Origin of the sequence: Streptomyces violaceorubidus (assembly GCF_000717995.1) — a bacterium.
GTDB lineage: Bacteria > Actinomycetota > Actinomycetes > Streptomycetales > Streptomycetaceae > Streptomyces > Streptomyces violaceorubidus.
Genome location: NZ_JODM01000008.1, coordinates 17,317 through 43,009 on the forward strand (window position 1 = coordinate 17,317; position 25,693 = coordinate 43,009).

Sequence of the window (25,693 nt, forward strand, 5' to 3'; positions counted from 1 at the left end):
GCCCGTGGGTGATGCGCCACCCGGTGAGGCGGAGCGCGCACGTTCCAGAGAGAGAAGGGCCCCACTGATGCGAATAAGCCAGTCAAGCCGACGAAACCCCGCAAAGTCGACGCGGTTGCGGCAGTTGCCGTGGTACTCGGGCATGGTCTTGGTCACGGCAGTGCTGATGACCGCCTGCACCGCGCAGGACGGTGGTGGGGAGGCCGAAGGCTCGTGCGCGATCGTCGCCCTGTACGGGGGCCGTACCTATACGCAGGTGGCCGACGTCGATTTCACCGTCGGCCAAGCGCTTGGCCCGGCCGAGTTCCCGCCCTGTGATGACACGCCGGGCCACGACGACGATGCGGCAAGGTCCGAACCGGTCACGGCCCATGCCGTCGACGGCGTGAATCCACGGATGGCCATCGCGGTGCGGTACGCCTCGGACCAGGTTTTGCTCCTTGCTGTCCCATCCGCGGGCAGCCTGCCTCCAGAGGTCAAGGCCCGGTAGGGCGGCCGGCCACCCGGCGTCGTCCCGGTTCCCGTGCGGCGTCGCGGGCCGCTGCCCGTCGCGGGCGGGGTCGTTCGACCGGAGTCGGATCGTGTCTGGAGGTGGCGGAGCGCAGGCGTCGGTGCCATTGAAGGTTCCCCGGTGAGGAAACGGTCGACGACCGGGAACGGACGCACTGCCGAGAAACCGGGCGATCTCGAACTTTGATTCGATTACCATCGCACCCGTGCATGAGAACCCACCTACTCGGCGGCGTGGCCGCTCCCGCCGGGAGCAACGACGTCGCCGCAGGGACAGGCGACGCCACATGACGTGGACGGTGACGTCGGCCGTGATCCTGACCGGCGGCGCCACCTATGCCATCACCGGGACCGACTCCGCCGAGTCGTCCTCGTCCACCCGGGCGAAGGCTCCGTCCCCACCGGCCGTCTCGGCCCGGGCGAAGGCGGGCGAGGCGCCTGCGGACGCACCGGAACCGTCGCCGTCGCCCACCTCGACACGGAAACCGTTCGATCTCGGACCGGCTCTGGCGCCCGTGACCGCGCTCTTCGGCGACAACCGGATGTCCGTGGCGATGCTGGACGTCAGGAGCGGTGCCATGGCGACGTACGGACACGATGCCTTCGACACCGCCAGCATCGTGAAGGTGGACATCCTGGCGACGCTGCTGCTTCAGGCCCAGGACCAGGGGCGCAGGTTGAGCACCGAGGAGCGCGCCCAGTCCGCTGCCATGATCCAGAAGAGCGACAACGTCTCCACCAGTGCCCTGTGGACCCGGATCGGCAGTGCCTCCGGACTCGACGCGGCCAACGAACGGCTCGGCCTGACCCGGACACAGGGCGGTGGGGGGACCGTCTGGGGCATCACCCAGACCACAGCGGAAGACCAGATACGCCTGCTCCAGGCCGTGTTCGGCGACGAGTCGCCCCTGAGCGAGGCGTCGCGTGCCTACATCCAGGACTTGATGCGGCACGTCGTGGGAAGCCAGACCTGGGGCGTGTCCGCAGCGGCCGACTCGGGCACGACCGCACTGAAGAACGGGTGGCTCAAGCGGACTCAGACCAAGAAATGGGTTGTCAACAGCATCGGTCGGATAGAGCGTGAAGGCCGCGTCTATCTGATGGCGGTGCTGCTCAACGGCTGCAGCACCCAGGAGGTCGGCATCAGCATCGTGGAGCAGGCAACGCGTGCGTCCGCGGCGGCGTTCTCCCGAAGAGTCAGGGAGAAGTCCGCCACCTGACGCCCCGCCCAGGGCCTGCGCTCGCAGGACCTCGTTGGCCGCGGGTCAGCGGAGGGAGTGTCCCGCTACGGGCCCGCACACGTAGTTGCCCGGCTCGGCGGGGTCGTCACTGATCCAGAACTGGATCCACAGCGCGGCGAACTCGGATCGGCTGAGGTGGCCGTCGGCATCCTGGTCGAGGCGGTCGAACACGTCTCCGGTCGCGATCCCCTGCCCGTGCCACAGGTCGATGAGCCGCTGGTGCTCGTTCCTCGAGATGCGGCCGTCGCCGTTCTCGTCCACCGCGTCGAAGACCGTGTCGGCGGTGGCGGCCACCGCGTCCTGCATGGTGGGCAGCCGGTCGACCATGGCGAGGAGGTCGTCCATGTCGATCCGGCCGTCGTTGTCCGTGTCGACGGCCTGCGAGAGGTGCTGCCACCACCCGAGCAACACGTCCTCCACCCGCGCGGCCAGTTCGCCGTCCGCCCGCACGCGGGGCAGCCGGCCCCACCGGGTCGCGAGGGCCGCGAAGTCCTCCTCCTCCAGGCAGCCGTCGCCGTTCACGTCGAAGGCGTTGAACATGTCCTGCAGCTTGGTCCGCTGAAACTCACTGGCCATCACAAGCCCCTTCTCTCGCGGTGCTGAAAGGATGCTGTCCACGCCCGTCGGCCACCCAACAGCGTGTGGGAGCGCGAGATGTCACAGCGGCGCCCCCGGGCGCCCTGCCCGAGCGCCGAGCGCCGGTTTGAACGCGTGGCACGCCCTTCGAGGGTGGCCGCCGGTGCCCGCGATGCGGCTGGGGGGCGGGCCGGGGCTGCCATGACGGCCGGTCCTCCCGGACGCCGACCGGTCAGGCGGCGTCGACGCCGGCCAGGACGAGCGGAAGACGGTCGCTCGCGCCCTCGACGAGACGGACCGGGATCTCCCAGTCCTGCTGGTGGACGTGGCAGGCCGGGTACGGGACGTCCGGGTCGTCGTCGCAGGAGGCGGCCGTCGCGGAGATGTGCAGCACGCCCTCGGGCACCGACGGGTTCAGATCGAGGGAGCGGGACAGGTCGGTGCCCGCGCCCTCGCCCGCACGCAGCAGTTCGGGCGGGGTGGCGGAGACCAGGAGTCGTGTCGCGGGCCCGTAGCGCAGGTCCGGCTTCTGACCGGCGGGTGCCCGGAAGGCCACCTCCAGGCGCAGGGTGCCCGGCGCCGTCTCCGTCGTCTCCCGCCGTACGCCGTCGCCTGCCCCCGCGCCCAGGGCCTCCCGCGGCAGCAGGAGCCGGGTCAGCCGGTGTCGGGCCGATTCGACGACCAGGATGTCGTCGCCGACGACCACGGCGTCACTGGGCTCGCGCAGGTCGGTCGCCAGCGTGCTCACCTCACCGGTGGGCGGTTCGTAGCGGCGGAGGGCCTGGTTGTAGGTGTCGGCGACGGCCACCGAGCCGTCCGGCAGTGCCGTGACGCCCAGGGGATGCTGGAGCAGTGCCTGGGCGGCGGGGCCGTCGCGGTACCCGAAGTCGAAGAGTCCGGTACCCACCGCCGTGCGGACCGTGCCTGCAAGGTCCACCCAACGCAGGGCGGAGGTCTCGGAGTCGGCCACCCAGAGCCGCTCCTCCGTCGCCGACAGCCCGGACGGCTGCGCGAACCAGGCCTCGGGGCCGGGCCCGTCGACGAGTCCCTCGTTGCCGGTCCCGGCGGTGACGGTGACACTCCCGTCCCGCGGATCGTAGGCCCAGAGCTGGTGCACCCCGGCCATGGCGATCCACACCCGGCCGTTCCACAGGGCGACGTCCCAGGGCGAGGAGAGGCTCACGGCGCGGGCGGCTCCGCGGGTGGGCTCGCCCGGTCTCCGCTGCCTGCCGGTCCCGGCCAGGGTGGTGACCTCGCCGGTGACCGGCTCGTACCGGCGCAGTGCGTGGTTGACGGTGTCGGCGACGACCACCGAGCCGTCGCCGAGCAGCGTGAGTCCCTGCGGCTCGCTGAACGAGGCCCTCTCGGCCGGGCCGTCCGCGAAGCCCCGTCTCCCGCTTCCGATCCGCCGCACGACGGTCTCCGCGTCCTCGGCGAGCTCCACCAGTTGATGCCGGGTGGTGTCGCTGACCAGGAAGGTGCCGGAGGGCAGCGACACGGCCCTGCCGGGGAAGCGCAGGATCGTCGGCTCCGGCTCCGGCGCCACGTACGGGGCGTCGCCGCGCCGCAGAGTGCCCTTGGCCGTATGCCTGGTCTCCAACTCCTCGACCAGCCGCTGGATGGCGGGGGCGTGTCCCTCGCCCGCGTACTGGGCGACGACGTAACCCTCGGGATCGATCACGGCGAGGGTGGGCCAGGCACGTACGGCGTACTGCTGCCACGTCACCCGGTCCGGGTCGTCCAGGACGGGATGCTCGACGCCGTAGCGCTCGACGGCGTCCAGGACGGCCCGGTGTTCGGCCTCGTGCGGGAACTTGGGCGAGTGCACGCCCACGATCACCACGGTGTCCCTGTGCGTCTCCTCCAGCTCGCGCAGTTCGTCCAGGGCGTGCAGGCAGTTGACGCAGCAGAAGGTCCAGAAGTCGAGGACCACGATCCGTCCGCGAAGCGCCGCGAGACTCAGCTCCTGGTCACCGGTGTTGATCCAGCCGCCCCTGCCCACCAGCTCGGGGGCGCGGACCCGTGCACGCTTTGCCATGCCTCAAGCCAATCACACCGCTCGCACTCCGCCCCTGGCCGGAGGGGGGCCGTTTCGGCAGTGGCCGGGGGGTGGTGAGGGCCACGGCGAATCTCCCTCGGTCGTCTTTCCGCGACGGCCGGAAGTCCTCAGGGGGCGTACCCCCGGGCTGTGACGAACGCGGCGATCTCCGCCACGCAGGGGAATCCGGGATCGAGCCGGATCCGACCGCGAAAGCCTGGATCCGCCGCGGGCTGGATCTCCAGCCGGTGGGTCCGCTTGAACTCCTTGCCGTACTGGTCCCCTACCGACGTCACGGCGTGCCAGGCACCCGCGATCACGTCCCAGGCCGGGACCACGGGAACATCCCCTTCCAAGAGCCACCTTCCAAGAGCCACGCGAGCCCTTCCTCCCAGACGACGCCCCAGGTCGTCAGTCCACCGACGGCGCCCTGCCGGCCTTGCGCACACCACGCCCTTCGTCCTCGTCGACCGCCGGACCGACGCCGGGCACACCTCCGTCACCTGCGTCGACCGGCTGGGCGGACGGCTGGTCGCGGAGCACCTGCTGAGCCTGGGCCACACCTCCGTCGGCGTCATCGCCGGAGAACCCTTCGCCAGCACCAGGCCCGATCGGGCCCGGGGCTTCGTCGACCACTACCGGCACGCGGGGGTGCCTCTGACACCGGGCCGTCGAACTGCTCATCCGGGGCGCCCCTGCCTGAGCATGGACGGGCGTGACCCCACTGGGTTAACACCGTGTGCATCGTATGGTGTCCGAACGCTGAACTACGCTGCGACAGCCGGCTCATCATTTCTCCATGACCGCTCCCATTTTTTGGTGGAGGAGCCCGCACGCAGAGGAGTGAAGGAGCGAACCGGTCATGGGTTACGTGAGGACAGCTCGGTCGCGGCATTGGGTGCGTGGGCTTACGGACGCGCGCCGCGCTCCCCGCGTCGACGACGGGCGTCTTGCGTCGCAAGGACGACGACCCCGGCGGCGAAGGCGACGGGTCCGCCGTAGAGCAGTGGAGGACCCACGTCGGAAATGGAGGTCAAGGGCCGAGACGCGGGTGAGTCGCCGTTGGCTGTCGTGCCGGGCCTGTGCGCACGACCGCCATGAGTTCATCCGAGGTGTCGTCCGGACGTGGTCCTGATCCGCCGGTAGGTCGCGAAGCCGTGCACGGTCACTCCTGCCCAGATGACGGTACTGAGCAACGGCCACCACAGCTCCCGTCCCTGTGCGCCCTCGACCAGCTTGGCGACCGAGTCCAGCGCCCAGCCAACGGCGAGGAGGAGCGCCGCCCACCTGGCCCACCGCCAGATCGCCATGGTTCCCCGGGCACGGGATTCCTGCTGAGTCCGTTCCTTGTTCCGAAGGTTCCGAAGTTGCGTGTCCATCATGACTCTTCGTCTGCCCGTCATCCGGCGTCGTCTGCCCGCCCTCGCAAGGAAGGCCGGAAAGCAACGGGTGCCACTCGGCCGTCCGCCAGGTCGGTGGGTAGTCCACTGCTAAAGGATTCGACCACTCGTTACAGCGCGAGCCGTCGACTGTCTGGATGGCATGACCGACTCACTGAAATCGAAGACCCACGCCGCCGATCCGGTCGTCCTCATCAAGACCTGCACCGTGCCGGCGGAGGAGGATCGTGAATGGCCCGCCGAGCTCAAGCACCTGTTCGACGCCCCCGGACTCCACATCATGTCCGAGCCCGCCGGTTATCGCGTCGTCGTGGAGTTCCGCTCTTCCTGATGAGCACGACCGCCGTGTCACCGTGAGGACCCGCGCCGCCGGTGAGCGAGTCACAACACACGGTATGCAGCCAGGCCATCTCTCGTGGCACTTACAACCAACTTCCTTCTATAGACGTCCCGCCTCCAGTCCTCTTGCGCCGGCGCGGCCTCCCACGGCCGCTTGTCGCGCGCCTTGATGCCCCATATTCCTCGACAAGGAGCATCACCTCGCACAAGTCACGAAGGGCAGTCGCTCTGCCCGTCGGTATCACGGGCCCCTCCAGCGACGTGACTCGGGGCGGCCACGACCTCGCGCGGCCGTCGCGAGGCTGTCGGCGGTCCCGGCGCCGCATCGGTTTCCGCCATCGCTCTTCCGCCGCTGACCCGTACGGCGCGAAACAGCCGGTGCGCCTTGCGTACCGTACGCCGGAACACTCGGACTACACACGGTGCAGCGCGTCGCGCTTGCGGAGGGATGCGCCTTTTGCATCGTGTCCACTTGGCGACATGGCGCAGAAGTGCCAAAGGGGTGTCTTTACAGCCTCGCGAGCGGGATGGCTGACTTCGATCGATCCCTGCACATCCAGATCGCATCCCAATCGATGAGGTTCCTTTGCCCATCCCCTGGTCCCGCGGACGCGGGCTGACCATCGGCATCGCCGCCCTGTTGGTGCTCACCGCGACGGCTCCGGCCGCCTCGGCCGACCCGGCGACGATGTCCCCCGCGCCGCCCACTACCCCGGCGGGGCCGACCCGCACCCTGACACTGATCACCGGCGACAAGGTCACCGTGACCGGCGAGGGCGGCGCGGCGACCGTGTTGTCGGTGACCGATCCGCACGGCAGGAGCGGCGGCGCACATGTGATGTCGGTGGGCTCCGACACCTACGTCTACCCCGAGGCCGCCGTCCCGTACATCGGGTCGGGAGCCCTGGACAAGCGGCTCTTCAACGTCACGGAGCTGCTCAAGGACGGGTACGACGACGCCCGCGCCGACGGTCTGCCGCTCATCGTCACCTACACCGACGCGGCGGCCCGCTCGCGCGACGTGAGGACGCCCGAGGGCGCCCGCCGGATCCGGGCGCTCAGCAGCATCCAGGGTGCCGCCCTTTCCGCGGAGCACTCCCGCGCGGCCGACTTCTGGACCTCGCTCACCGGTACCGGGGACACCGCCGCCGGCGGCTCGGCGGCCCGGTCGGCGGCGTCCGGGGGCCGGCTGGCCGGCGGCATCGCGAAGGTATGGCTGGACGGCAAGGTGCGGGCCACACTGTCGGACACGACGGCGCAGATAGGGGCCCCGGAGGTCTGGTCGGGCGGCAACACCGGTGCGGGCGTGGACGTCGCCGTGCTGGACACCGGCATCGACGCGGGCCACCCGGACTTCGCCGGGCGCATCGCCGCCACCGCGAGTTTCGTGCCGGACCAGGACGTCACCGACCGGAACGGTCACGGCACCCATGTGGCATCCACCGTGGCCGGGACGGGCGCCGCGTCCGGCTGGGTCGAGAAGGGTGTCGCCCCTGGCGCGTCGCTGCACATCGGCAAGGTCCTCGACAACAGCGGGGGCGGTCAGGATTCCTGGGTCCTCGCCGGGATGGAGTGGGCGGTCCGCGAACAGCACGCGAAGATCGTCAGCATGAGCCTGGGCGACTCCCCCACCGATGGCACCGATCCGCTCAGCGAGGCGGTAAACCGGCTCAGTGAAGAGACCGGGGCGCTCTTCGTCGTCGCCGCGGGCAACTCCGGTCCGGAGGCGTACACCGTGGGCTCGCCCGCCGCCGCCGACGCGGCGCTGACGGTGGGTGCGGTGAACGGTCCCGGCAAGGGCGTCGATCAGCTCGCGGACTTCTCCAGCCGCGGTCCCCGCGTGGGCGACAACGCCATCAAGCCGGACCTGACCGCACCGGGTGTGGGCGTGCTCGCCGCGCGCTCGCAGTATGCGCCGGAGGGCGAGGGCGCCTACCAGTCCATGTCCGGCACCTCGATGGCCACACCGCATGTGGCGGGCGCCGCGGCCCTGCTGGCCGCCGAGCACCCCGACTGGACGGGGCAGCGACTCAAGGAGGCGCTGGTCGGCACCACGGCCGGCACCCAGCGCTTCAGCCCGTTCGAGGCGGGCAGCGGGCGGGTGGACGTCGCCGCCGCGGTGCGCTCGACGCTGCTGGCGTCCGGTGACGCGTTCGCGCAGACGCACTACCCGTACGCCCCGGGTCAGACCGTCCGCCGGGACGTCACCTACACCAACCTGGGCCCCGCCCCCCTCACGCTGGACCTCGCGCTGAGTCCGGCTCAGCTGCCCGAGGGCCTGTTCACCCTGTCGGACACGCAGGTGACCGTGCCCGCGCACGGCACCGCGACCGTCGGCGTGATCACACACCTCGACGCGGCCGAGGACAACCGGGCGTACGCCACGCGCCTGGTCGCCACCGGCGCCGACGCGGCCGTGCTGGCCCGCACCCCGGTCGGAGTGAACAAGGAGGGCCGTCGGGCGACCCTGACGCTCACGGCGAAGGACCGCCACGACGAGCCGCTGTCCGGGACCGTCATCCTCAAGGACGTCGAGCGCAACACCGCGCCGGAGATCCACACCGTGGACGCCTCGGGACGGCTGGACCTCCGGTTGTCCCCGAGCACCTACTCGGTGTGGATGAACTCCGCCGTGCCCGGTGTCGACGGCACGCACACGCTGGGCTTCGCGATGTTCGCCGCACCCGACGTCGACCTCGGCGCGGACCGCACGGTCGCCTTCGACGCCGACGACCTGCGCAAGGCCGCCGCCGTCACACCACGGCCCACGGCCAACCAGTTCCTGCGGATCGACCAGTACCGCGGCAACACCGGACTGTTCCCCTTCATGGACAGCTATCTGGCCGAGTACTGGCGCTACGACAGCCTGTGGGTCACCCCCACGCCCAAGGTGCGGACGGGCTCGTACACCTTCGCGACCCGCTGGCGGCAGATCCAGCCTCCGCTGACGTTCTCGGCGGGCTCACAGACCTTCGACGACGTCACGGTCCAGACCCTGTCACCCCGACTGCCCGAGGGCACGCGTGCCGACCGGGCCGTCTGGGCGGGTGACGGCTCTGCGGCCGAGTTCCGCCGGGCCGGGGTCCGGGATCGCGTCGCGGTCGTACGCCGCAGCGACACGGTGGCCCCGACGGACCAGGCAGCCGCGGCGGCGAGGGCCGGGGCGCGGCAGCTCCTGATCCTGAACGACGGGTACGGGAAGTTCGATCCCTGGGCCGACCTGCCGGAGGCCGCTCCGCTGCCGGTGGCGTCGCTGGGCACCGACGACAGCACGCGGCTGCTGGCCCGGCTCCGCGGGACCGGCACGACCACGCTCCAGGTCGTCTCCCACCCCTCCCCCCGCTACGCCTACGACCTGGTCCGCCACCACGACGGCGCGGTTCCCCGGGACCCGTCCTACCGACCCGGCCCCGGGGAGCTGGCGCGCGTCGACGAGACGTTCCGCGACACGTCACAGGGCCAAGCGGTGGAGTACCGGCAGGACATCTCCCTCCTCGGCCGTCCCCTGGGCACCGCGCCCACGCAGGTCCGGTCCCAGGGCGAACTCACCTCGTGGGTCACCGCGGACGACGACGTCCAGTGGGTCTCCTTCGCCGCCAGGTCCGACCTGGGCCAGCGGGGCGTGGCCCGCTCGTACAAGCCGCGCAGCACCTCACAGGAGACCTGGTTCGCCCCGATCCAGCACCCGCGCCTGCTCAGCGACAACGGCACGAGCTGGCAGGGCCCCTTCCGGGCCGGTGACACCATCAGCACCTCCGTGATGACCGCGTGGGGCGACTCCGGCGGGCACGCGGGCGTCGTCTGGGCCGACAGCGACACGTCCAGGATCTCGCTGTACCAGGGCGACGAACTGCTGGGCGAGGACGTCAACGAACGGATCGTCATGGCCGGGGACCTGTCGCCCGATCCCAAGCCCTACCGGCTCGTGTTGGAGGGGAACAGGAACCTTCCGGACCGCCCGTACTCGAGCCACACCCGCACCGTCTGGGACTTCACCTCGGCCACCACGGATCCCACCGGTCTCACCCCGCTGCCCCTGGTGCAGCTCGACTACGCGGTGGACGCCGATCTGTCGGGCCGCGCCCACCGGCGCACGGAGCTGACCGTCACGGCCTCGCACCTCCAGGGCGCGGCCGGAGCCGGCGCGATCCGCACGGCGACCGTGGAGGTGTCGTACGACGACGGCGCCACCTGGCACCGGACGGCGCTGCGGAAGTCTGCGGACGGCTGGACGGCACGGCTCGACGCACCGGACAAGGCCCGTTACGCGAGCCTGCGGACGACCGCGAAGGACACCGAGGGCAACGGCGTCAGCCAGACCCTGATCCGCGCCTTCGGCCTGCGATGAGCGCCTGAGCGGCACAAGGTGCCCCGCCCCCGGTGTCGAACCGGAGGCGGGGCATTCCGCCATGTCCCAGGCGTCGGCGGCGTCGGCCCTGCTGCAGAGGCCTCCGAAGTGGTGCGGCGGGTTCCGTCGCGAGGACCAGGAGGAACGTCCCGCACTCGCGGGTGAGCGAGCAGTCGGCGGGCGGCGCTCGGGATGCACGACGACAAGGACAACGTCATGTGACATCGTGTCACAGGAGTGATCGGTCGACACGAATGCGGATGCCCCTTGAAACCCGTGGCCGCGAGGGCTCAGTCGTCGAGGTCGCCGCGGAGCAGGCGTCGAGCCACCTCGGTGCGGGCCGGGGCGAGTTCCGCGGCGATCAGCTCGTCCGGCACTTCTGCGGGGTCACCGTGGCCGGTTCGGGCACGTGCGCGAGGAGGCTGGCGCGACGCAGATGGGTCGGGGGGTGGGTGGTGTCGACCTGGTGGCCGCGACGGGCTCCTACGCGCCGCTGCCGTTCGTACTCGTGCTCGGGAATGGACAACGCGTACGCGGTGAGCACTGCCCAGAGGTCGTCGGCGTGCGCCTTGGCCCTTCGGACCTCCGGTCCGCGCAGGGCGGCGCGGTTCGCCTCGGTGCGCAGTCGGAGATCGAGCGAACCCGCGATGAGCAACCGGTCCATGAGGCCGACCGCGGCCTGCGTGGAAGCGGTTCGGGCGGCCAGCCGATCAGCCAGGTACTCGGCTCGGATCCCGGCCCGTGAGGTCAATCGGGCGAGCAGCGCCAGGAGTCCCCCGACCAGCAGACGTGGCACGACGTAGAGGGCGTTGACGAAGATCTCGATGCCGGACGAGTTCGGAAGCGGCTGGAGGATGTGGTGCCACAGGTGCAGGGTCCGCGCCGCGGTGCCCACCACCAGGCCGTTGCGCGTGTCCCCGTTGGCATAGTGGGCGAGTTCGTGTCCGAGCAGCGCGATCCGCTCCTCGGGAGTGAGGACTTCCCACAGCGGCATGCCCAGCACCAGCAGCCGTCTGCCGCGCACTCCGTACGTCGTGACCGCCGCGTTGACGCTCCCGTCCACGGCGATGGCGTGCACGCTCCGGGTGCCGACGGCCCTCGCCACCTCGTCCACCAGGGCGAACAGCTCGGGCGCGTCGCCGCGCAGGAGTACGGGGCGGTCGTGGGGCAGCGCGCGGAACTTCGGGGCGAACGCCCAGGCCAGGAGTAGCAGTACCAGGCCCGCCACCATGCCGGCGCCGCCCCAGCCCGCCGCCAGGCACCAGACACCTGCGACGGCGAACGCGAGGGTACCGACGTGCACGGTGAGCGCGAGGGCGGTGGCGATCACCGCCGAGGCGTCACGCCGCGGTTGCGCGTCGGTGCCGCTCAGCATCTCGGCGAGCAACTGCTCGCCATGGCGCCGGGCCAGGGTGCGCTCGGCCCGGTCCAGACGTCCCGTTTCCGGCTGGGGCTCCCCTGGATCGACGTTCCAGTCACAGGCGGCGCACCAGAGGGTGAACCGGTTGTCGCCCCGGATCTCCGTGCCGCATTCCGGGCACGGCTGTGTGGTCTCTTCAACTGCGGCCGACATCGCGTATGTCCCCTCCTGGGCGACCCTCCCCGAGCCGCCACCTGCTGATTCGGCATGATCCGATCACACGTTGCCGCCATGATGAGGACATGGTGCCCGTGTGAGGCCGGACCGTGATCCCACCGCAATCACCCGCCCCGGCATCCGCATCAGTTGCTCGATGTTCGCGACGCCCGTTGCGGTGCCAGGGCCTTGACGCAGACGTCGTGCGTGCCGCTCGTCGGGGTGGTCGTGGGCGTCTGGTCCAGACACGTGTCCCAGCTGCCCGTGTGTCCACGAACGGAGCGTGGAACGGGAACACGTGTGCTGCTCGGGACACTGGAGTCGCGGCACGGCCGAGGGGGGATGAGACCATATGTGCCCGCTGTCGGCTGAGAGGGCTGGGTGTCCTGGCCGCAGCAGGCGCGACAGGGACGGGAGCGAAGCCGCCAGGACCTCGGTGTGTACCGGGACCCGGTCCAGTCCTGGCGGACCGCGAGGTCCGGTGCGGAGGGTGCCGTTTCGAGGCTGCCCTCGTCGGCGACGAGTTCCAGGTGGTGACGTCGGCCACCGTGCTCGGTCCGTTGCGCACCTCGGCGGGTGGAACCCACACGATCCAGTCCTCGGTGGCCGCTGTCGCGATGTCTTCCGCCGCGTCGAAGGGCTGAGTGGCGCGGTGGCGGACGCCGGCGGCGGCCCCGGCGCTGAGGAGTGCACGGGTGGAACCGGACCAGGAGCTGACGAGGGCCGGCTCGTCCACGGCCAGACCGTGTTCCTCCGAGAGTGTTCCCAGGTCCACGGACGGCTGACGGGCGAGGTCGACGACCACGGAGCAGCCCCGCACTGCCTCGGCGAGATCGTCGGGGGTGGGCGCGTGCGGGCCGCCGGGGGCCGGGGGCCGGGACGAGGGTGACCTCATGTCCGTGGTCCCTGACACAGAGCGCGGTCTCGACGTCCATGAGGCCCTCACCCTCGACCACCACGACTTTCATGCGAGTAACCCTCCTGCCTTCCGCCACCGAACCGGACCGTGCGAGCAGTCACGGAACGGTGCCGGTGTGTCCGTGGGCGATCGGCTGAGGGTTTGACCGGACGGCCGGCCGAGGTGTGCCACGGGCGATGGGCGGTCACAAGGGGCCGCCACCCCTCACACGGTTGACCCGTCGTCCTGTGTGGCGGCTGCGGGATCGCGTCGGAATCGGTCGAGGGCTGCCGCCCTCTCGTGGTAGGGGATCCGGGAGAGACGGGAGACCATCGACCACATCTCGCGTTCTTCAGCGAGCTGTGCGGGCATGATCAGTCCCAGTGCGTCAGCCAAGGACGCGCGTCCGACATTGATGAGGGCGCGCACCGCCGCGGCCCATTCGTCGGTGGCGTGGACCGCGCACCTGTACCAGACCGGGCTGAGTACCGAGAGCGCCACCACCGTCGCGAGCACGACGGGGGTGTCTGCGGGGCGGGACGCGAGGGTGGCCAGGGCTGCGGCCAGGACGGCGAGGTGACCGTACAGCAGGCATACGAAGAAGTCGACGCTGGTGCGAGCCGTGTCCACCTGTCGGCGTGCCTGTTCAGGAGCCGTGGCGGTCAGATCATTCCACAGCAGTTGCGAATCGAGCCGGTACCTGTCGTAGGCGTACTCCTCGAAACGCCTTATCGCGTTGCCGAGTTGGGTGGGGGCCAACTGGCCGTCGTCGACGGGGTAACGGGCGAGACGCTCCTGCAGCAAGGCGCGTCGAATGATGGTGCTGCGACGATCCCGCTCGCGATGGCGGACCACGCTTCGCTCTCCTTGCAGGCGGGCAAGCTCAGCGGCTTGGGCCGGAGGAAGGGGGCCTTCCCCGGCTCGCCTCTCCAGGCGCAGAACAGCCAGCCGGTCCGACCATGCCTGCCGCCGCCTGCGGTGGCGACGACAGCCGCGTTCGTAGGCGGCGGAGGGCCACAGAAGGTAGCCCTCAAGGATGCGGTAGAGCGGGTTCTGCAGCGCGTTGAGGACCAGCCCCAGCATGAGCGACGCCGACAGAAAGGCCACCGCGGTCCTGCCCTCCGCCAGGCCGGTGAGACGTTCGAACGGCTGCACACTGCGCAGACTTGGCAGCAGCGTGGCACTCAGCACGGCAAGGTTGATGGCGGTGGGCAGAACACTGCGCACCGCACCGCCAGCTCCCCCGCGTAGCGTGGTCATTGTCCTTGACACCCTCCCGAAGAGCCAAGGCCGCCCGCGCCGAGTTCCACGACGTCGCCGCCCACTACGGCACGAGACGGGCAACCCCCGAGCAGGTCATGAGGACAGCCCTCGACCGGTCGAGGGGGCGGCGGGCGGTCAGGTGTCCGGGTCGATCTCGGGGTGGGTGAAGCGCACGGGTTTGCCCAGCGACCGGGCGTAGGCGATTTCGGCTCGGGTGCTGTCTCCGATGTAGTCGCCGACCACGAGCACCTCGTCAGCGAGTCGGATCTTCGAGCGGTGCAGATCGTCGAGCCGAACCTTCAGCGCCGCGGCCTCGACAGGATCGGAGCCCTGTTCGTGCGGCGACTTCATGTCGTAGCCCGGTTTGACGACGATCTTTCCGGCTTTGGTCTCCCGCACGTCCGCCTCGTTCATCTCGGTCATGAAGCGGGTGGAGCCGCAGATCACGACGATCCTCGGGAGGCTCAACAACTGCTTCGCGTCGGCGAGCCTCTCCTCGGGGGTGAGTCGTTGCGGATATGGCACTGGTTCCTCCTGGCCTGAACAGCGGGTCCCCGGCAATGGCTGCTGCCCACTGCCCGTCGGATGGCGGAGCCGACGGCGGGGGAGAGAGAACGCCCGACGGCAGGATACTGATGCACGTCGTGGTCGCCCTCCCGCACGGGAGGTTGGGGCCTGGCCGTCGACGCCGAGGAAGCGCGAGGCAGACCTCGACACATCGGCACCCGACGGGTAGACAGGCATGCGAAGCTCTGGTGGAACGGTTTCCTCGGTCGCGAACCCCTGTCCACCAAGGGCTTTGCCCGCCCTTGTCAGCCCCACCCCATGGCCCCTTGGGGCCGTTCACCCCGGTAGAGGTCCACAGCCCCGTGACTGCTTCAGACCCGTATGTCAGCGCCTTCGCCGAGATCTTCGGCGATCCACCGGCCGACTTCGCCATACCCGTCGACTGGACCGCGGTCGAGTCCTGGCTGGGGACGCGCCTTCCCGCCGACTACAAGGCCATCGCCGCCGCGTACGGCCCCCTCGACATCGGCGCCCGGCTCTGGCTTCACGTCCCCTGTGCCAACCGGGGTTGGTTCGACTACGGTGCCTGGGTCCAGCAGACTCGACGTGACGCCCCCGGCGTCCTTCCCTTCGGCGCCACCCGTACCGCCGACACCCTCTACTGGGACACCACCGCATCCGACGACCCCGACCAGTGGCCGGTCGTCATGCGCTGCCAGGACGACGAGAACGCGGGCCGCGACCCCTGGCGGCGCTTCGGTACCCCGCTCGTGCCGACACTGGCCCGGCTCGTGGCCGACGGCATGCACCCGGTGGCCGCCCGGAGCGGCATGCAGAGCGACCTGGAGGACACTCCGTGGGCCCCGCCGCCCCTGCGACCGGAACCGACCGCTCAGCAGCGGGCTGCCCTCACCGCGGGCAGCGGGCTGGAGACTCTGGTCAAGCTCGTCCCGCCGCCGGAGACGCCCACGCTCGGGAAGCACGACTGGGACTGGCTGTACAAGCGGCTGGGCACTCGCCTGCCCGGCGAGTACGTACGACTGATGGAGCGGTACGGGGGCGGCTCCTGGTGCGGCTGGCTGCGCTTCAACATCCCCTTCGACGAGGACCGGTACGCGCTCGCACCGTGGGCCGAGTGGTACGCGGAGACCTACCAGGGGCAGCGGGCCGAGTTCCCTGAGTACCACCCGCTGGCCGTCTATCCCGAGCCCGGGGGATTCCTGCCCTTCGCCGACTCCATCGACGGCGACCAACTGTGCTGGCTGACCGAAGGGGACACACCGGAGGGCTGGCCGTTGATCGTTCTGCCGCGTCATGCCGACCAAGGCCCACCGCTGCGTACCGGCCTCACCGAGACCTTGCTGGAGTGGCTGCGCGGCCGGTTGGCGACCGAGGGCCTGCCCCGGCTCGGACGCCGCGACGAGGACCCCCTGGACTACATCGAGTTCGAGTCCTACGACCCGGAACCGGCCGCTGAGGAGCATTGAGTCACCGGCCTCGTCGGTCCCGTCCAAGACAGGGGCAGAAGCCGCCTCGGGCACGGCAGGGAAACCGCCGTGCCCGGCGCCCGTCGTGCGTCACAGCAGCAGCGCTCCGGCGACGACCGCCGCCACGCCGACGAGCAGTGCCACCACGCCGAAGACGGTGTCGAGGGAGCGGGATCGGTGTTCTGCCGCAAGGTTGACAGTGAACACGGCGGGATCGTCGGACGTGTAGTGGACCGTGACGTCGCGACCGTGGGACTGCGCGGGGTCGGGCAGCCCGTCGGGGCAGTAGGCGGTGACGGTGGTGCCCTCGTGGGTGGTGAACGCGATGACCGGCGTGTGGCTGGTACTGGTGTGGCCGTCCTCGTCGGTGCTGGTGTCCGTGAGCACGGCGACGACCCGCCCCCGGACAGGGGGTTGGGAGGTCAGCCCCTCGAAACGGCGGCTCACCGCGCGGTCGCTCTGCGGCAGGTACCAGGCCCCGGACAAGGTCCAGGGCACACCGAAGCCGATCAAGGCCCACGGCCATGCCCGGTCGACCGCGGCGAAGACGACCAGTCCGACGTAGATCAGGAAGATCGCGAAGTTGGGCCACCCGAGCCCGCGTCGGCCCGCCCAGAGGTCGCCGACGAACCGGTAGGCATGCGGTCTCCCCCGCGGATAGCGGACTCCGATCTCCCGGCCCGTCCAGGCCGTCGTGATCCTCTCCCCGTGGTCACCGTCGTTCGTCACGGTGAACTCCTGGCCGGTGCCCGGGTCCTGGAAGGAGACGACCACGGGGATCCCGTCGTGCTGCGAGCTTCCGTGCCTGGGCTCGCGCACCCGCTCGATCCGCCCCATGACCCTCACCGCCCGCTGCGCCCGGGTCACCCCAGCCAGCGAACGGGCGTACCCGACCAGCGCGAGGGTGCCGAACGCCCCGCACCACAGCGCCAGATATCCCTGCAAGCCCACGCGTCTTCCCTCTTCTTCTCTTCCGTGTCGATGCGGTCGGCGTGGCGCCCGTCAGTGCGCCGGGGTGCGCCGCACCACCTCGCCCCGCGCGTCCGCCTCCAGCGAGGCTGCTCCTTCGGTTCCCGTCACACCGACCCTGACGGTGAGGGAGCCGGTGAGGCGTTCGACGGTGATCTGCCAGGTCTGCGGGGAACCGACCCCCGGGCTGCTCCTCGCCTCCTTGACCAGCGCGGGGAATCGGTCGTAGGGGAGCAGATCGGGGTCGAACGTCGGAGCCTGTGCGTCGGTGGACGCGTACACGACCGACAGCAGGCGTTCCTGGACGACGACGGTGAGCGCCGCGCGCGTGTTGGTGCCCTTGGCGAGCGAGCCGACCGCGCGGCGTAGTTCACCCTTGTCGAGGAACGTCTGGTCCGGGCCGAGGGCGACCGTGGCGGACGCCGACGACACCACCGTGGTCGACGAGGAGGAAGTGGAGGAGGAGACCGACGGCGACGGCCCCGTGGCGGAGGGTGGGTGCGCGGAGGTGTCCTGGTCGAACAGGTCGGCGCGGAACAGCAGGACGACGCCGGCCGCGGCGAGCAGCAGGGCGAGCAGCGTGACGACGCCGACGGCACTGCTCTCGGGGGTCTCGCCCACCATGGCGGGGCCGGGCGCGGAGTCGACGCGGGCCCCGGCCGCCCGCTCCTCCCACTTAGGTGTCGGCCGCTTCACGATCCTCACCCGCCACGGCCGGTCCGGCGGGTACTGCACCACCACGACGCCACGCGGCCGGTAGTCGGGCAGCTCGACGAGGTTGATGTTCTGCGTGAACGCGACGCGGTACGCCGGTACGTCGTCCGGCGCGACCGTGAGCTCGAACCGCACCGCCACGTCGCTCGTCGCCTCACCCCCGACGGCCTCCCGGCTCTCGATCATCGCGAGCGCGGTGCGGGGCGCGAGCGCCGCCTCCCGTGCCCTTCGCGGTGCGCCGGCGAGGTGGAAGAGCAGGCCGTAGACCGCGGGCAGGGCCAAACCCGTCACAAACAGGGGCGCGTTCCCGACGATGCCGCCGACGACGAGAGCGGCCAGCGAGGCCCCGATCACACCGCCCGTGAGGAACCCCGAGGCGACAGCAGCGGGGGTGGTGCGCGTGGGCGGCGCACCCGTGGTGATCGGCATACGGGTGATTGTGCCGGGCTCGGGTGCCGACCGGTAGCTCTTCGAACGTCCCGGCCTCGGGCCTGCCGAAGGAGGCCGGCCCCGTGGGTCAGGCCTTCACCGTCTCCGGCTCCGACCGTGTCCCCCTGCGGCGTACGTCCTCGCCGAGTTCCTCCGTCGGGACCGACCTGTGGCAGCGGGGCGACGCCCGGGTGCTGGTCAACACCGAAGGGGCCGAGCGCCGCGACGGCACCCGACTGGTCACCGTCGGCCTGGAGACGCCCGACCCCGCCCGGGGAGCCCGCCGGGCCGAGGCTCTGCTCGCCCCGCTGCTGCCACGCCGCCGCGGACCCGGGGACGCCCCGCTGGAGGCGGTCGCGGCACCCGACGGCACGGAGTTGTTCTTCTGCGCCACCGAGCGCCCCGGACTGCCCGACTGGCGAGCGGACTTCGAGAACGTCGGAGCCGCCGACGCCGGTGCGCGGGCCGGTGCCGGTGCCGGTGCCAGTACCGGTGCCGGTGCCGGTGCCGGTGCCGGAAACGACGGCGGCTGGCGGGTCGACCACCTGTCCCTGACCCAGCCCTGGCACCAGTTCGACGAGGCGGCGCTCTTCCACCGAGCCGTCCTCGGGCTGCGCTCGCAGGAGAGCGTGGACGTCGCCGACCCCCACGGGCTGCTGCGCAGCCGCGCCGTCTCCACCGACGACGGCGCCGTCCGGATCGTCCTCACCGTCGGCGCGGCCCCCACCGACGACACGGCGCACGCCCAGCACGTCGCGCTGGCCACCGACGACGTGGTGGCCGCCGCCCGCGACCACCGTGCGGCCGGTGGCGAGCTGCTGCCGATCCCGGCCAACTACTACGACGGCCTCGCCGCCCGCCACGAGTTCGCCGACGGCGAGCTGGAGACGTACCGGGAGCTGGGCATCCTCTACGACCGCGACGCCTACGGCACCTTCCGGCACTGCTACACGCGCACCGTCGGCCGGGTCCTCTTCGAACTCGTCCAGCGCGACGGCGGCTACCGCGGCTACGGCCCACCGAACGCTCCGGTGCGCCTGGCCGCACAGCACGCGGCCCGCGGCTTCGCCGGCGGCTGAACCGGTCGGACGGAAGCCATCCGCACCGTGCGCCACGGCGGGGGTGGGCGGACCGCCCGCCGGGACGCATGCTCGAACGAGGCACGTCGGCGCCCCGCCGTCGGCGGCTCCTCACCCCTCGGACTCGCCGGCCATGCCTCTGCCGACGCGGGCGGCGGTCTCGCGCAGCCAGATGTGGGCCGCGTCGTGCGTGTGCACGGGGTGCCACCACATCGCCTCCCGCAGCGGCACCGCCTCGTACGGCGGCTCCACCACGCGGACGGCCGCGAGCGGTGCCAGGAGCCGGGCCAGACGGGCCTGGACGAGGGCGATACGGCGGGTGCCGGCCACCAGCAGCGGGATGATCTGGAAGCTGTCGACGGAGACCTCGACCCGGGGTTCGATACCCAGCATGCCGAGCTGGCGCACGGCCGGGGCGTCGTAGGTGCGCTGGTAGGTGACCCAGGGCAGGCGCGCCAGATCCTGCCGGGTGAGCCGGTCCTCGACGCCCGGATGGTCGTCGGCGACGAGGAAGACCCAGTGGTCCGCGTACAGGTCGGTGGCGGGGAAGTCGCTGATGACGCCGTACGGCATCAGCAGTCCGTCGGACGTACTCAGCAGTGTGTCCGTGGCGTCCACCACCGTGGTCGGGGTCTGCGCGAAGCGCAGCCGGATGCCCGGCGCCTCCTCGTGCATCACCCGGGCCAGCTCGGCGCCGAAGACCGCGACGGCGTAGTCGGAGGCGATCAGCTTGAACTCCCGCTGCTCCCTGGCCGGGTCGAAGTCCGCCTGGCTGGCGAAGAGGCGCTCCAGCACGTCGTACGCCGTGGCGGTGCGGTCCAGGAGGACCTGGCCGAGGGCGGTCAGCTCGTAGTGGCCGCCGACCCGGGCGAGCAGCTCGTCGTCGAAGTGGCGGCGCAGCCGGGACAGGGCCGCGCTCATCGCGGGCTGGCTGAGACCGACGCGCTGCCCGGCACGGGTGACGTTGCGCTCCTCGAGGAGCGCCCGCAGGGCGACGACGAGATTGAGGTCCAGACGGCTGAGATTCATGGCCTCTTCCCTGGCTGTACGGCGACGACCTGCGGGAATTCGTTCGGCGGATGATCGTCATCCACGGAATTGATTTCCCTGATCGCGACGGGCGGGTCCAGATTAGTGCCACCGCAATCAGGAGGACATGTCCGTGAAACCTGAAGCCGCGTCCGCCCTCTTCGCCGGACCCTTCGCCCTGGCCACCCTTTCCGCTCCCGGGGATGCCGCCTTCCCCGCTCTCGTCACCCCCGACGCCCTGGTGCTCGACCTGCGTCCCGCCCTCGGCGACAGCGGCCGGAGCATGCGCGCGCTCCTGGACGACTGGGAGTCCGCGGCACCGCGGCTGGCCGCACTGGCCGGTGACGGTGCCCTGGCGCGCAGGCCGCTGGCGGAGTTCCGCGTGCACGCTCCCGTCGAGCCGCGCCAGGTGTTCCAGTCCGGTGCCAACTACCGGCAGCACGTGATCGACCTGCACGTGGCGCACCGGGCCCCGGGGGACGAGCGTCCGGAGGAGGAACGGCGCGCCGAGGCCGCCGAGATCATGGACCGGCGGGCCGCCGAGGACCTGCCGTACGTGTTCATCGGCCTGCCGAGCGCGATCACCGGTCCCTACGACGACGTGGTGCTCCCGCACTGGGCCGACAAGCCCGACTGGGAGCTGGAGTTGGCGGTGGTGATCGGCCGGCCCACGCACCGGGTGTCCGTCGAGGAGGCCCTCGGCCATGTCGCCGGTTACACGATCGCCAACGATCTGACCGACCGCGCCACGGTCTTCCGCCGTGACATGCCGCAGATCGGCACGGACTGGCTGCGCAGCAAGAACGCGCCCGGCTTCACGCCGCTCGGCCCCTGGATCGTGCCGGCCGGGTCGGTTGCGGACCCGGGCGACCTGCGTCTGACGCTGAAGCTGAACGGCGAGACCATGCAGGACGAGTCGACCAAGGACATGATCTTCGACGTGGCGCGGATGGTGTCCTACGCCTCCCGGACCGCCCGGCTCCTCCCCGGCGACCTGGTGCTCACCGGCTCCCCCGCCGGCAACGGCATGCACTGGGGACGGCTGCTGCGCGACGGTGACGTCATGGACGCCGCCATCACCGGGCTCGGTGCCCAGCGCACCCGCTGCGTGGCGGAGGTGGCCGAGTGACCTTGGACCGCACGGACCCCGAGGGCTCGATAGCGCGCGCCGCGAAGGCGTACTCCAACTGGGGCCGTTGGGGCGAGGACGACGTGCTGGGCACGCTCAACTTCCTCGACGAGGCGAAACGCCGCGAGAGTGCCGCGCTCGTACGTCGGGGCGTCAGCTTCTCGCTCTCCCAGCGGTTCGACATCGACGGCCCGCAAAAGGGCTGGCGCAGGCGCACCAATCCGGTGCACACCATGCTGGACACCGGCACCGACGCCGCGCTCGGCAACCAGGGCCTCCCGCACGGCATCGGCGGCGCCGACGACGTCATCGCGATGCCGTTGCAGTGCTCGACGCAGTGGGACGGGCTCGGCCACATCTTCGACCACGGCAGGGCGTGGAACGGCCGTGCCGCCGAGAAGGTCGTCACCTCCGACGGCGACCTGGTCACCGGCATCGAGCACATGGCCCCGCACGTGGCCGGACGCGGTGTCCTGCTGGACGTCGGCCGCACCGTCGGCGAGGACGGGGAGCTGCCCGACGGTTTCGCGATCACCGAGGAGCACCTGACGGCGACCGCCGCGGCCCAGGGCGTGAGCGTGGGCCGCGGAGACCTCGTGCTGGTACGCACCGGGCAGCTCACCCGGGTCCGGCGCGAGGGCTGGGGCGACTACGCGGGCGGCCCCGCTCCCGGCCTGTCCTTCACCACGGCCGGCTGGCTGCACGGCAGCGAGATCGCCGCGATCGCCACCGACACCTGGGGGTTCGAGGTGCGGCCCAACGAGTTCGAGCACGCCTTCCAGCCGCTGCACCAGGTCGCGATCCCCCACCTCGGTCTGCTGATCGGTGAGATGTGGGACCTGGACGCCCTCGCCGAGGACTGCGCGAACGACGGCCGGTACGCGTTCTGGCTCACCGCGGCGCCCCTGCCCATCACGGGCGCGGTCGGCTCGCCCGTCAACCCGATCGCGGTCAAGTAGACCGAGGAACGAAGGAGTTCTTCATGACCCAGCCCCGCACGGTCCTCGTCGTCGGTGGCGGCGCGGCAGGCAACGCCGTGACGATCCTGCTGCGCCGCGCCGGAGTCGCCGTGGACCTGATCGAGGCCAAGGACGACTGGAACGCCACCGCCGGTTCCGGCATCACCCTCCAGGGCAACGCCCTGCGCGTGCTGCGCGAACTCGGTGTCTGGCAGGAGGTGGAGGCATCCGGGTACGGCTTCGACTCGGTCGGCATCACCGCCCCCGACGGCACCGTGCTGCACGTCCAGGACGACCTGCGCACCGGCGGCGACGACCTGCCCGCCACCGTGGGCATGCAACGCCCCCGCCTCCAGCAGATCCTCATCGGGGCCGTGCGCGCCAGTGGCGCCACCGTCCGCCTCGGCACCACCGCCGAGATCCTCGGCCAGGACGCCGACGGTGTCGCCGTACGCCTCAGCGACGGCACCGAGGCCCGCTACGACCTCGTCGTCGCCGCGGACGGCCTCGGCTCCACGACCCGCGCCGCCGTCGGCATCACCGACAGGCCCGAACCCACCGGCATGGCGATCTGGCGCATCGCCGCCCCGCGTCCGGCGGGCGTCGTCCGCACCGACCTCGCCTACGGCGGCCCCGCCTACATCGCCGGTTACTGCCCCACCAGCGACACGACGCTGTACGCGTACGTCGTCGAGGCCAACCGCGACCGCACCACGATCCCGCCGGAGAGCTACGCCGAGGAGATGCGGCGCCTGGCCTCGGCGTACGGCGGCTTCTGGCCGGAGATCACCGCTCATCTGACCGATCCGGCGAAGGTCAACTACACCTGGTTCGACCGCATGCTGGTCGAGGGGTCCTGGCACCGCGGCCGCGTCGTGCTGATCGGCGACGCCGCCCACTGCTGCCCGCCCACCCTCGCCCAGGGGGCCGCCCTGTCCCTGGAGGACGCCCTCGTCCTCGCCGAGATGCTGGCCGGTGCCGACAGCTGGGACGACGCCCTGTTCCAGGCGTACCACGAGCGGCGGATCGCCCGGGTCCGGCCGGTCGTCGAGGCCTCCGTGCAGCTCGGCCAGTGGCAGCTCGACGGAGTCCGGGACGCCGACATACCCGGCCTCATGGGCCGCACCATGACCATGCTGCGGGAGCTGCCGTGAGGACGCCCACCTCTGCGGGGACCGCACCGGCCGTCGACGTGCACGCGCACGTCCTGCTGCCCGAGGTCGACGCGCTCGTCGCGGGCCTGCCCGGGCACGCCGAGGCCGGGGAGCTGGACGCCCGGCGCAACGGCCCCGCGGCCCTCGCCGTCAGTGGGCCGATGGTGCGCGAACGCGTCCCGCTGCTGACCGACGCCGCGGTGCGCCTGGCCGTGATGGACGCGCGGGGCGTGGACGTGCAGTTGGTCAGCCCTTCGCCCTCGCACTACCACTACTGGGCGGACCAGGAGACGGCCGAGAAGGTGTACCGCCTGGCCAACGAGGCGACGGCCGCGCACTGTTCGGCCGCCCCGGACCGGCTGCGCGGGCTCGGGCTGGTGCCCCTCCAGCATCCCGGGCCGGCCGTGGACGCCCTCGACCACGCCCTGGCGCAGGGCCTGTGCGGAGTGGAGATCTCCAGCCACGCCCCGGGGCGGGAGCTGTCCGACCCGGCCTACGAGCCCTTGTGGACCCGGGCCGAGGAGACGGGCGCGATCGTCTTCCTGCACCCCTTCGGCTGCACGCTCGACGAGCGCCTGGACCAGTGGTACCTGTCCAACAGCGTCGGCCAGCCCACCGAGAACGCCGTCGCCCTCTCCCACCTGATCTTCTCCGGGGTGCTCGACCGGCACCCCGGGCTGAAGCTGGTCGCCGCGCACGGCGGCGGTTACCTGCCCACGCACATCGGCCGCGCCGACCACGCCTGGTCGGCCCGTTCCGACGCGGGCGCGGGCTGCGCCCACCCGCCCAGCAGCTACCTCAAGCGGCTGTACTTCGACTCCCTCGTCCACGATCCGCACGTGCTGCGGGAGCTGGTCCGGGTCGCCGGGGCCGACCGGGTGCTCCTCGGGTCCGACTTCCCCTTCGACATGGGTGCCGAGGACCCGGTCGGTGCCCTGCGCGCCGCACGCCTGTCCGAGGCCGACCTCGACGCCGTACGCGGCCGGAACGCCGCCGCCCTGCTCAACCTCGCCATCGCCTGAGGAGGACCACCCCATGAGCGCACGCCTGCTCACCCACCTGCGGCACGTCGATCTCGCCGTGCCCGACTACGACAAGCAGCTTGACTTCTACGCCGGCGTCTGGGGCCTGACCAAGGTCGCCGAGGACTCCGGGATCTCCTTCCTCGCCGCCGAGGGCTCCCCCGAGCAGTACGTCGTCCGGCTGCGCAGGGCCGGGGAGAAGCGTCTCGACCTCGTCTCCTACGGTGCCGCGTCCGCCGCCGACGTGGACACCCTCGCCGAGCGGCTGCTCGCCGGCGGCGTCCGTCTGGTGTCCCGGCCGGGCCGGGTCGACACCCCCGGCGGCGGCTACGGCTTCCGCTTCTTCGACGTCGACGGCCGCACCATCGAGGTCTCGGCCGACGTCGAGGTCAGGCAGCACCGCAGGATCGAGGAGAAGGAGTCCATCCCGGTCAAGCTGAGCCACGTGGTCCTCAACTCCCCCGACCTGAACCGGACCCGCCAGTGGTACGAGCGCCACCTCGGTTTCGCCCTCTCCGACACGCTCAGCTCGCCGCACATGGGCGAGGTCATGCACTTCATGCGGATCAGCAACCAGCACCACTCGATGGCCATCGCCCAGGGCCCGCACACCGCCCTGCACCACGTCTCCTTCGAGATGCGCGGCCTCGACGAGTACATGCGCGGCTCGGGCCGGGTCATGCGCGCGGGCTTCAGGAAGATCTGGGGCCCGGGCCGGCACATGGCCGGGGACAACACGTTCACGTACTTCCTGGACCCGCACGGCAACACCGTCGAGTACACCACCGAACTGGAGTGCCTGGACGAGGACACCTGGCACCCCCACGTCTACGACTTCTCCAAGCCCGAGGTCACCGACCAGTGGGGCACCGCCAACGCCATGAACGAGCTCGTCGCCAAGGAGTCCTTCAACGACCCCGACCGCGGTGTGTTCGTGGCCCCGCCCGTCTGAGCCACCCCACCGACTCCGGGGACGCGGCCTCGACGGCCCCGCTCTGACGCCCGCCGGCGCGTCCCCGACCCCCG

The 25,693-nt window shown here is 71.3% G+C and carries 21 protein-coding genes and 1 pseudogene; 11 read left to right on the forward strand and 11 right to left on the reverse strand.

The genetic code is table 11. The features are described 5' to 3' along the window. Window positions 1-142: 142 nt before the first annotated feature. Complete coding sequence (locus IE94_RS35515) at window positions 143-490, forward strand: DUF6281 family protein (RefSeq protein WP_157849352.1); 348 nt, start codon at window positions 143-145, stop codon at window positions 488-490. Window positions 491-716: 226 nt separating this feature from the next. Then, complete coding sequence (locus IE94_RS0113415; RefSeq protein WP_030182963.1) at window positions 717-1,730, forward strand: serine hydrolase; 1,014 nt, start codon at window positions 717-719, stop codon at window positions 1,728-1,730. 45 nt (window positions 1,731-1,775) lie between these two features. Here IE94_RS0113415 and IE94_RS0113420 read toward each other — a convergent pair whose 3' ends face one another. The 5 genes from IE94_RS0113420 to IE94_RS0113440 all read right to left on the reverse strand — a co-directional run bounded on the left by IE94_RS0113420 (window position 1,776) and on the right by IE94_RS0113440 (window position 5,675). Continuing rightward, window positions 1,776-2,327, reverse strand: coding sequence for an EF-hand domain-containing protein (locus tag IE94_RS0113420; protein WP_030182965.1), 552 nt, complete (start codon window positions 2,325-2,327; stop codon window positions 1,776-1,778). Window positions 2,328-2,559: 232 nt separating this feature from the next. Further along, a complete protein-coding gene (locus IE94_RS0113425; RefSeq protein WP_030182967.1) occupies window positions 2,560-4,365 on the reverse strand; it encodes an NHL domain-containing thioredoxin family protein in 1,806 nt (601 codons plus the stop codon). A 128-nt stretch (window positions 4,366-4,493) separates the two neighbouring features. Beyond that, window positions 4,494-4,703 carry a hypothetical protein gene (locus tag IE94_RS0113430; protein WP_157849353.1) on the reverse strand — a complete coding sequence of 70 codons (210 nt, stop codon included), beginning with the start codon at window positions 4,701-4,703 and terminating at the stop codon, window positions 4,494-4,496. Window positions 4,704-4,776: 73 nt separating this feature from the next. Then, on the reverse strand, window positions 4,777-4,926 hold the full coding sequence (locus IE94_RS39900) for a hypothetical protein (protein ID WP_157849354.1): 150 nt from the start codon (window positions 4,924-4,926) through the stop codon (window positions 4,777-4,779). 542 nt (window positions 4,927-5,468) lie between these two features. After that, window positions 5,469-5,675, reverse strand: coding sequence for a hypothetical protein (locus tag IE94_RS0113440; RefSeq protein ID WP_245235243.1), 207 nt, complete (start codon window positions 5,673-5,675; stop codon window positions 5,469-5,471). 232 nt (window positions 5,676-5,907) lie between these two features. Here IE94_RS0113440 and IE94_RS0113445 point away from each other — a divergent pair, with 232 nt between their 5' ends. After that, a complete protein-coding gene (locus IE94_RS0113445) occupies window positions 5,908-6,096 on the forward strand; it encodes a hypothetical protein (RefSeq protein WP_030182971.1) in 189 nt (62 codons plus the stop codon). A 594-nt stretch (window positions 6,097-6,690) separates the two neighbouring features. Beyond that, the gene (locus tag IE94_RS0113450) at window positions 6,691-10,452 is read left to right on the forward strand and encodes a S8 family serine peptidase (RefSeq protein ID WP_106977842.1); all 3,762 of its coding nucleotides are present in this window, start codon (window positions 6,691-6,693) and stop codon (window positions 10,450-10,452) included. 361 nt (window positions 10,453-10,813) lie between these two features. On the opposite strand, the gene IE94_RS35520 is transcribed toward IE94_RS0113450, so the two are convergent. The 3 genes from IE94_RS35520 to IE94_RS0113465 form a co-directional block, all read right to left on the reverse strand. Continuing rightward, on the reverse strand, window positions 10,814-12,025 hold the full coding sequence (locus IE94_RS35520; RefSeq protein WP_245235244.1) for a M48 family metallopeptidase: 1,212 nt from the start codon (window positions 12,023-12,025) through the stop codon (window positions 10,814-10,816). A gap of 1,126 nt (window positions 12,026-13,151) precedes the next feature. Beyond that, a complete protein-coding gene (locus tag IE94_RS0113460) occupies window positions 13,152-14,153 on the reverse strand; it encodes a hypothetical protein (protein ID WP_245235245.1) in 1,002 nt (333 codons plus the stop codon). Window positions 14,154-14,324: 171 nt separating this feature from the next. Next, window positions 14,325-14,714, reverse strand: coding sequence for a hypothetical protein (locus IE94_RS0113465; protein ID WP_030182978.1), 390 nt, complete (start codon window positions 14,712-14,714; stop codon window positions 14,325-14,327). Window positions 14,715-15,058: 344 nt separating this feature from the next. Between IE94_RS0113465 and IE94_RS0113470 the strand changes: the two genes are divergently transcribed. Next, window positions 15,059-16,183: an SMI1/KNR4 family protein gene (locus IE94_RS0113470; RefSeq protein WP_030182980.1), complete on the forward strand. Its 1,125-nt coding sequence runs from the start codon at window positions 15,059-15,061 to the stop codon at window positions 16,181-16,183. Window positions 16,184-16,273: 90 nt separating this feature from the next. Here IE94_RS0113470 and IE94_RS0113475 read toward each other — a convergent pair whose 3' ends face one another. Together IE94_RS0113475 and IE94_RS0113480 are read right to left on the reverse strand one after the other, a co-directional pair. Continuing rightward, window positions 16,274-17,134 carry a DUF3592 domain-containing protein gene (locus IE94_RS0113475; RefSeq protein ID WP_030182982.1) on the reverse strand — a complete coding sequence of 287 codons (861 nt, stop codon included), beginning with the start codon at window positions 17,132-17,134 and terminating at the stop codon, window positions 16,274-16,276. Window positions 17,135-17,185: 51 nt separating this feature from the next. Next, complete coding sequence (locus IE94_RS0113480; protein ID WP_030182984.1) at window positions 17,186-18,295, reverse strand: hypothetical protein; 1,110 nt, start codon at window positions 18,293-18,295, stop codon at window positions 17,186-17,188. Between the two features lie 23 nt (window positions 18,296-18,318). Between IE94_RS0113480 and IE94_RS0113485 the strand changes: the two are divergent. Then, a pseudogene (locus IE94_RS0113485) lies at window positions 18,319-19,374 on the forward strand (VOC family protein); the annotation flags it as partial. A 111-nt stretch (window positions 19,375-19,485) separates the two neighbouring features. Here IE94_RS0113485 and IE94_RS0113490 read toward each other — a convergent pair. Then, window positions 19,486-20,403: a LysR family transcriptional regulator gene (locus IE94_RS0113490; RefSeq protein WP_030182987.1), complete on the reverse strand. Its 918-nt coding sequence runs from the start codon at window positions 20,401-20,403 to the stop codon at window positions 19,486-19,488. Between the two features lie 127 nt (window positions 20,404-20,530). On the opposite strand from IE94_RS0113490, the gene IE94_RS0113495 reads away from it, so the two are divergent. From IE94_RS0113495 to IE94_RS0113515, 5 genes are read left to right on the forward strand one after another with little or no spacing between them, the layout of a single operon-like run. After that, the gene (locus IE94_RS0113495; protein WP_030182990.1) at window positions 20,531-21,532 is read left to right on the forward strand and encodes a fumarylacetoacetate hydrolase family protein; all 1,002 of its coding nucleotides are present in this window, start codon (window positions 20,531-20,533) and stop codon (window positions 21,530-21,532) included. After that, window positions 21,529-22,491, forward strand: a complete 963-nt coding sequence (locus IE94_RS0113500) for a cyclase family protein (RefSeq protein WP_030182991.1) — start codon at window positions 21,529-21,531, stop codon at window positions 22,489-22,491. Before IE94_RS0113495 ends, IE94_RS0113500 begins: the two co-directional genes overlap by 4 nt. A gap of 23 nt (window positions 22,492-22,514) precedes the next feature. Continuing rightward, a complete protein-coding gene (locus tag IE94_RS0113505) occupies window positions 22,515-23,645 on the forward strand; it encodes an FAD-dependent oxidoreductase (protein ID WP_030182993.1) in 1,131 nt (376 codons plus the stop codon). Then, window positions 23,642-24,667 (forward strand): amidohydrolase family protein, encoded by a 1,026-nt coding sequence (locus tag IE94_RS0113510; RefSeq protein ID WP_030182995.1) that lies wholly within the window; start codon window positions 23,642-23,644, stop codon window positions 24,665-24,667. The genes IE94_RS0113505 and IE94_RS0113510 overlap by 4 nt, the downstream gene beginning before the upstream one ends. A 13-nt stretch (window positions 24,668-24,680) precedes the next feature. Then, on the forward strand, window positions 24,681-25,619 hold the full coding sequence (locus tag IE94_RS0113515) for a VOC family protein (RefSeq protein WP_030182998.1): 939 nt from the start codon (window positions 24,681-24,683) through the stop codon (window positions 25,617-25,619). The last annotated feature ends 74 nt before the right edge of the window (window positions 25,620-25,693 follow it).